This is a genomic window from Nocardiopsis sp. NPDC058631 (assembly GCF_042716955.1).
In the GTDB taxonomy this organism is placed as follows: Bacteria; Actinomycetota; Actinomycetes; order Streptosporangiales; family Streptosporangiaceae; genus Nocardiopsis.
This window is the reverse complement of sequence record NZ_JBHXQY010000168.1, coordinates 1-6,606: the sequence shown is the minus strand read 5'-3', so window position 1 is coordinate 6,606 and position 6,606 is coordinate 1. Positions and strand designations below refer to the sequence as shown.

Below are 6,606 nucleotides of genomic sequence, written 5' to 3'. Positions count from 1 at the left end.
CCCCATCCTTGGTCGCCTCGGCCTTTTGTTAATACCCCCCCGCCCCCCCCCGGGGGGCCGGCGGCGGGGGGGGGGGCCCCCCCCCGGGGGGGGGGGGGGGGGGCCCCCCCCCCCCGCCCCCGCGTCCGCGCCGGTGGGTCAGCCCACCAGCGGTTCGCCCTCCAGCGCCACACCGGCCTCGCGCAGTCGCTCCAGCGCGGAGGCCACGGTGTCCCCGGACACCCCGGCGGTCAGCCCCAGCAGGACCCGTGCGCGTATCCCCTCGGCGGCGGCGTCCATCGCGGTCGCCCGCACGCAGTGGTCCATGGCGATCCCCACCACGTCCACCTCGTCCACGCCGCGCGCACGCAGCCAGTCGGCGAGCAGGGTCGTCCCGTCGCTCGCGGTGCCCTCGAAACCGCTGTACGCCGCCGTGTACAGCCCCTTGCTGAACACCTCCTCGGCCAGCGAACCGTCGAACTCGGGGTGGAACTCGGCCCCCGGCGTCCCCGCCTCGCAGTGCCGGGGCCAGCTGTCCACGAAGTCCGGGTTCTCCGAGAAGTGCGCGCCCGGGTCGATGTGGTAGTCGCGGGTCGCCACCACGTGGTCGTAGGAGTCGGCGTTGGCCCGCGCGTACCCGGTGACGGCCGTCGCAGTCTCGGTGCCGCCCTTCACGCCCAGGCTCCCGCCCTCACAGAAGTCGTTCTGAAGGTCCACCACAATGAGTGCCCTGGTCATCCCGGCACCCCTTTCTCGCGTGTGTCGGTCAGGTCTCGCAACTCCGGGGCCGTTGCCGGGCACGGCGGCTCAATGGAAGACCGTCGGCAGCGCGGTCTCGCCCCGCGACATCCGCAGGGCCTGCTCGGGAAGCTCGGCGACCGTCGCACGGTGCCGCTCCCTCGCCTCGTGGACGCTCTCGCGCCCCACCACCACACCCTCGCGGACCAGGGGCCGCAGCAGCGGACGCAACCCCACGCCCGGCGCCGGGTCATGGGGGAACACCTCCTCCGCCACGGCGATCCCCTTGTCGTTCAGGCGTCGCGACGCCCACTTGCGGCCGCCGCGGCTGGGCTTGCCCACCGAGCGCTTGGCCACCGGCTCCAGAGGAGCATCCTCCTCCAGGCCGCGGGCCCGAGCCACCACTTTGTACACGAGGGACACCGTCGGCGCCCCCGACCCCGTCACCAGAGAGGTACCCACTCCGTAACCGTTCACCGGTGCCACGGCCAGGGCCAGGATCGAGTACTCGTCCAGGTCGCCGGTCACCACGATGCGGGTGCCGGTCGCATCGAGGGCGTCCAGCTGTGCACGGACGCGGGAGGCGGTCGCGCCCAGGTCGCCGGAGTCGATGCGGACCGCGCCGAGCTTCGGTCCGGCCAACTCCAGGGCGGTGGCCACCGCACGCTCCACGTCGAACGTGTCCACCAGCAGGGTCGTCCCCGTGCCCATGGACTCCAACTGCGCCTTGAACGCGTGTCTCTCACTGTCGTGCAGCAGCGTGAACGCGTGCGCCGCCGTGCCGCCGGTCGGCACCCCGTGGGTGCGCCCCGCCTCCAGGTTGGAGGAGGACGCGAACCCGGCCACGTACGCGGCGCGCGCCGCCGCGACCGCCGACCGCTCGTGGGTGCGGCGCGATCCCATCTCGATCAGGGGCCGGTCACCCGCCGCCACCGACATCCGGCTGGCGGCCGAGGCGATCGCGGTGTCGTGGTTGTACACCGACAGAGCGAGGGTCTCCAGGAGCACGGACTCGGCGAACGTGCCTTCGACCACCAGGATCGGGGAACCGGGGAAGTACGCCTCACCCTCGCCGTAGCCCCACACGTTCCCGGAGAACCGGTAGTCGGCCAGCCACGCCAGGGTGCGGTCGTCCACCACCCCGTTGTCCGACAGGAAGTCCAGCTCCTCGGTGCCGAACCTGAACCGTTCCAGGAGATCCAGGAACCGGCCGGTCCCGCAGACGATCCCGTACCGTCGGCCTTCGGGCAGGCGTCGGCCGAACATCTCGAACACCGACCGACGCTGGGCGGCACCGCTGTGCAGGGCTCCTTGGAGCATCGTCAGTTCGTAGTGGTCGGTGAGCAGCGCGCTGCTGCTGTCGTCGCTCATGGGGACGAGCCTAATCCGTGTGCGATGGGCCACGGAGGGCGCCCCACCAGCCTCGAACCGGCAGGGGATCCCGTGGTCGGTAACAATACCCATTCGGTTGGTAGGGAACGAGATGTGGGTACTCTGGACGCATGCTGAGGATTGATCGCTCGATCTACGACAAGATCGTCGCCCACGCCCGCCGCGACCATCCGGACGAGGCGTGCGGCGTCGTGGCCGGACCCGAGAAGTCCGACCTCCCCGAGCGGTTCATCGAGATGGCCAACGCGGAGCGGTCCCCGACCTTCTACCGTTTCGACTCCCTCGAACAGCTCAAGGTCTGGCGGGAGATGGACGACCGCGACGAGGAGCCCGTCGTGATCTACCACTCCCACACCGCCACCGAGGCCTACCCCTCGCGCACCGACATCTCCTACGCGTCCGAGCCCAACGCGCACTACGTGCTCGTCTCCACCCGGGAACCGGACACCGTCGAGTTCCGCTCCTACCGGATCGTCGACGGCCAGGTCGACGAGGAGCCGGTGGAGGTCACCGGCACCGGCGGCGACCAGTAGGTCCCCTCCACGGGGCCTCTCCGCCCAGGAATGGGCGCGAGGCACCCCCTGTTGGGAATGTACGCACACCAACCCACCGCGAAGGAAGACACTCTTCATGGCCATCGAGGTCCGCATCCCCACCATCCTGCGCAACCTGACCGACGACGCCAAGGTCGTCGAGGGGTCCGGCGCCACCATCGGAGAGCTGTTCACCGACCTGGACGGCCGCTACCCGGGTATCGGTGAGCGCCTGGTGGACGGCGGCAAGCTGCGCCGCTTCATCAACGTGTACCTCAACGACGAGGACGTGCGTTTCGTCGGCGGCTTGGAAGCCGAGCTCTCCGACGGCGACAGCGTCACCGTCCTGCCGGCGGTCGCCGGCGGAAGCCGCTAGGCCGCTCATGCGCTACGACTCCCTGCTCGACTCCCTCGGAGGCACACCGCTCGTCGGCCTGCCCAGCCTCTCGCCCTCGCCCCGGGTCCGACTGTGGGCGAAGCTGGAGGACCGCAATCCCACGGGCTCGATCAAGGACCGCACCGCGTTCTTCATGATCGAACAGGCCGAGAAGGACGGGCTGCTGTTCCCCGGCTGCACCATCCTGGAGCCGACGTCGGGGAACACGGGCATCTCGCTGGCCATGGTCGCCAAGCTGCGGGGCTACCGCATGGTCTGCGTCATGCCGGAGAACACCTCCGCCGAGCGCAAACAGCTGCTCGCCATGTGGGGGGCCGAGGTCCACTACTCCGAGGCGGCGGGCGGGTCCAACGAGGCCGTCCGCGTCGCGAAGGAGATGGCGAAGGAGCATCCCGAGTGGGTGATGCTCTACCAGTACGGCAACCCGGCGAACGCGCGGGCCCACTACGAGTCCACCGGCCCCGAGATCCTCGCCGACCTGCCCGGGATCACCCACTTCGTGGCCGGGCTCGGGACCACCGGGACCCTCATGGGCGCGGGCCGCTTCCTGCGCGAGCAGCGGCCCGACATCCGTGTCGTCGCGGCGGAGCCCCGGTACGGCGAGCTGGTGTACGGGCTGCGCAACCTCGACGAGGGGTTCGTGCCCGAGCTGTACGACGAGTCGGTGCTCACCACCCGCTTCTCCGTCCCGGCCGAGGCCGCGCTCCGGCGCACCCGCGAGCTCCTCGACAAGGAGGGGATCTTCGCGGGCCCCTCCACCGGGGGCGCCCTGCACGCCGCGCTGGGTGTGGCGGCAAAGGCGGAGAAGGCCGGGGAGCGCGCCGACATCGCGTTCGTCATCGCCGACGCGGGGTGGAAGTACCTGTCCACCGGTGCCTACGAGGGCACGCTGGAGGAGGCCGAGGAGCGGCTCGACGGTCAACTCTGGGCCTGATCGCGGGACGCCTCCCGGCTGCCGCGGGGCCGGGAGGCCAGGAGGGTCGGTACCCACGAAGGGTGCCGACCCTCCTGCCGTTCTGAACGCGCCCGAAACACGGTCTGAACGAACTAGACATAACATGTCAAAGAGTGTGAAAAATTCACACGTGACCGACGTCGCGTGAGACTCGGGACACATTTTGTACCACCCGGGCGGCCATTGGGGTAGACCCGTAACAACGGGACATCCGCAGAACCAGCCGCCATCCGCACTCCGCACCACATGGCGGGAGTGCCACGGAAGCCGCGCGGCCCATCGAGAAGGCGACGACGACGTGCGACTCACGATTATCGGGTCCTCGGGGAGCTTCCCCGGGCCGGACAGCCCGGCCTCCTGTTACATGCTGGAGGCGGACGGCTACCGACTCCTGCTCGACATGGGCAACGGCGCGCTCGGGGCACTCCAGCGGTACATCGACATCTACTCGGTCGACGCCGTCTACCTGAGCCACCTGCACGCCGACCACTGCTTCGACCTGTGCTCCTACTGGGTGGCGAGGATGTTCCACCCCGACGGCACCAAGCCGCGCATCCCCGTCTACGGACCCAAGGGCGTGGCCGACCGGGTCGCGGAGGCGTACGGGCTGGCACCGGACCCGGGCATGACCGAGGTCTTCGACTTCCACGAGCTCGCCCCGGGCGCCTTCCGGATCGGCCCGTTCTCCGCCCGCGTCGACTACGTCAACCACCCGGTGGAGGCCTTCGGCATCCGGCTGGAGCACGGCGGCGCGTCGATGGCCTACTCCGGTGACACCGGCGTGTGCGACTCCCTGGTCGACCTCGCGACCGACACCGACCTCTTCCTGTGCGAGGCGGCCTTCCAGGACCACGTCGAGCACCCCAAGGACATGCACCTGACGGGCAGCGAGGCGGGCGACCACGCCAACCGGGCGCGCGCCCGCCAGCTGCTCCTCACCCACCTCGTGCCGTGGAACGACGACGCCGTCACCCTCGCCGAGGCGAACTCCACCTTCGGGGGCCCGATCGGTCTGGCCCGTAGCGGTCAGGTGCACGCCATCGGCGGCTGACAGGCGCTTCGGGACGTGGCGGGGATCCCGGAGGGACGGACAGTCGTGCGCACCAGCACCGCGGGTCCCTCCTCGGATATACGCTTCTGGCATGGCCCGACCTGACGGACGCGTTCCGACCCAACTCCGCCCCGTGACCATCACCCGCAACTGGCTGCGCCAGGCGGAAGGCTCCGCACTCATCGAGTTCGGTGACACCCGTGTACTGTGCGCCGCCACCGTCGAGGACGGCGTCCCCCGCTGGCGCCGGGGTACCGGCGAGGGGTGGGTCACCGCCGAGTACGCGATGCTGCCCCGCGCCACCGACACCCGTGGGGCACGCGAGTCCGTCCGCGGCAAGATCGGCGGCCGCACCCACGAGATCTCCCGCCTCATCGGCCGTTCCCTGCGCGCCGTCGTGGACTTCAAGGCGATGGGCGAGCACACCATCACCCTGGACTGCGACGTCCTCCAAGCGGACGGTGGAACCCGCACCGCCGCGATCACCGGCGCGTACGTGGCGATGGCCGACGCGATGAAGTACCTGCGCAAGCGCCGCAAGCTCAAGAACAACCCGCTGACCAGCTCCCTGGCAGCGGTCAGCGTCGGGGTGGTCCAGGGGCAGCCCAGGCTGGACCTGAACTACCTGGAGGACTCGGTCGCCCAGACGGACATGAACGTCGTCCTCACCGGGGACGGAAGGTTCGTCGAGGTCCAGGGGACCGCGGAGGGCGAGCCGTTCGACCGCGCCCTCCTCAACCAACTGCTCGACCTCGCCGCCGCCGGCTGCGAGGAACTGACCGCGATCCAGAAGAAGGCACTGGCGGAGTGACCGCGATGAACAGCGTCGGCCCACGTATCGGCGGTGTTCCCGGAGGAGGGGGAACGGTGAAGCTCGTCCTTGCGACCCGCAACGCCAAGAAGGTCCCGGAGATGCGCGCCATCCTGGCCGAGGCCGGTGTGGAGGCGGAGGTGGTCTCGCTCGACGCCTTCCCGGACGCGCCCGAGGTTCCCGAGACAGAACCCTCGTTCATCGGCAACGCCCTGCTGAAGGCACGTGCGATCGCCGCCCACACCGGGCTGCCGGCGGTGGCCGACGACTCGGGCCTGGCCGTCGACGAGCTGAAGGGCATGCCCGGGGTGCTGTCCGCCCGCTGGGCGGGCCGCTTCGGCGGGGGCGACCAGGACCGGGCCAACCTGGACCTGGTCCTCGACCAGCTGGCGGACACCCCGTCCGAGCGCCGCGGCGGAGAGTTCGTGTGCGCGGCGGTCCTGGTGATGCCGGACGGCACCGAGGTGGTGGCGGAGGGCGTGCTGCGCGGTCGCCTGGCGCGTGAGCGTCGCGGCACGAACGGATTCGGCTACGACCCGGTCTTCGTCCCCGAGGGGGAGACCCGCACCACGGCGGAGCTGACCGCGGAGGAGAAGAACGCGATCAGCCACCGGGGGATCGCCTTCCGGCAACTGGCCAAGGACCTGGCCGGCATGGTCTGACCCCGCGCACGCGGTACGCGTGGATGAGCTCCTGGACGCGGGTGGTCTTGTCGAGCTGCGTCGCCTTGTTGACGTGGATGTCCTGCAC

At 70.4% G+C, this 6,606-nt stretch carries 8 protein-coding genes; 6 read left to right on the top strand and 2 right to left on the bottom strand.

Annotated features, from left to right (window positions below; translation table 11 throughout):
- Positions 1–138 precede the first annotated feature (138 nt).
- Both ACFWTE_RS29355 and ACFWTE_RS29350 read right to left on the bottom strand, forming a co-directional pair.
- Positions 139–717: a nicotinamidase gene (locus ACFWTE_RS29355; RefSeq protein WP_378783172.1), complete on the bottom strand. Its 579-nt coding sequence runs from the start codon at positions 715–717 to the stop codon at positions 139–141.
- A gap of 69 nt (positions 718–786) precedes the next feature.
- Entirely contained in the window at positions 787–2,088 is a 1,302-nt protein-coding gene (locus ACFWTE_RS29350) for a nicotinate phosphoribosyltransferase (protein WP_378783171.1), read from the bottom strand.
- A gap of 131 nt (positions 2,089–2,219) precedes the next feature.
- On the opposite strand from ACFWTE_RS29350, the gene ACFWTE_RS29345 reads away from it, so the two are divergent.
- From ACFWTE_RS29345 to rdgB, 6 genes are all read left to right on the top strand, one after another.
- Positions 2,220–2,642, top strand: coding sequence for a Mov34/MPN/PAD-1 family protein (locus tag ACFWTE_RS29345; RefSeq protein ID WP_378783170.1), 423 nt, complete (start codon positions 2,220–2,222; stop codon positions 2,640–2,642).
- 97 nt (positions 2,643–2,739) lie between these two features.
- Complete coding sequence (locus tag ACFWTE_RS29340) at positions 2,740–3,018, top strand: MoaD/ThiS family protein (RefSeq protein ID WP_330092068.1); 279 nt, start codon at positions 2,740–2,742, stop codon at positions 3,016–3,018.
- 7 nt (positions 3,019–3,025) lie between these two features.
- Positions 3,026–3,973, top strand: coding sequence for a PLP-dependent cysteine synthase family protein (locus ACFWTE_RS29335; RefSeq protein ID WP_378783169.1), 948 nt, complete (start codon positions 3,026–3,028; stop codon positions 3,971–3,973).
- A gap of 319 nt (positions 3,974–4,292) precedes the next feature.
- Positions 4,293–5,045, top strand: coding sequence for an MBL fold metallo-hydrolase (locus ACFWTE_RS29330; protein WP_378783168.1), 753 nt, complete (start codon positions 4,293–4,295; stop codon positions 5,043–5,045).
- 91 nt (positions 5,046–5,136) lie between these two features.
- Positions 5,137–5,856 carry a ribonuclease PH gene (gene rph, locus ACFWTE_RS29325; protein ID WP_378783167.1) on the top strand — a complete coding sequence of 240 codons (720 nt, stop codon included), beginning with the start codon at positions 5,137–5,139 and terminating at the stop codon, positions 5,854–5,856.
- Between the two features lie 56 nt (positions 5,857–5,912).
- Entirely contained in the window at positions 5,913–6,518 is a 606-nt protein-coding gene (rdgB, locus tag ACFWTE_RS29320) for an RdgB/HAM1 family non-canonical purine NTP pyrophosphatase (RefSeq protein WP_378783166.1), read from the top strand.
- Positions 6,519–6,606 lie beyond the last annotated feature (88 nt).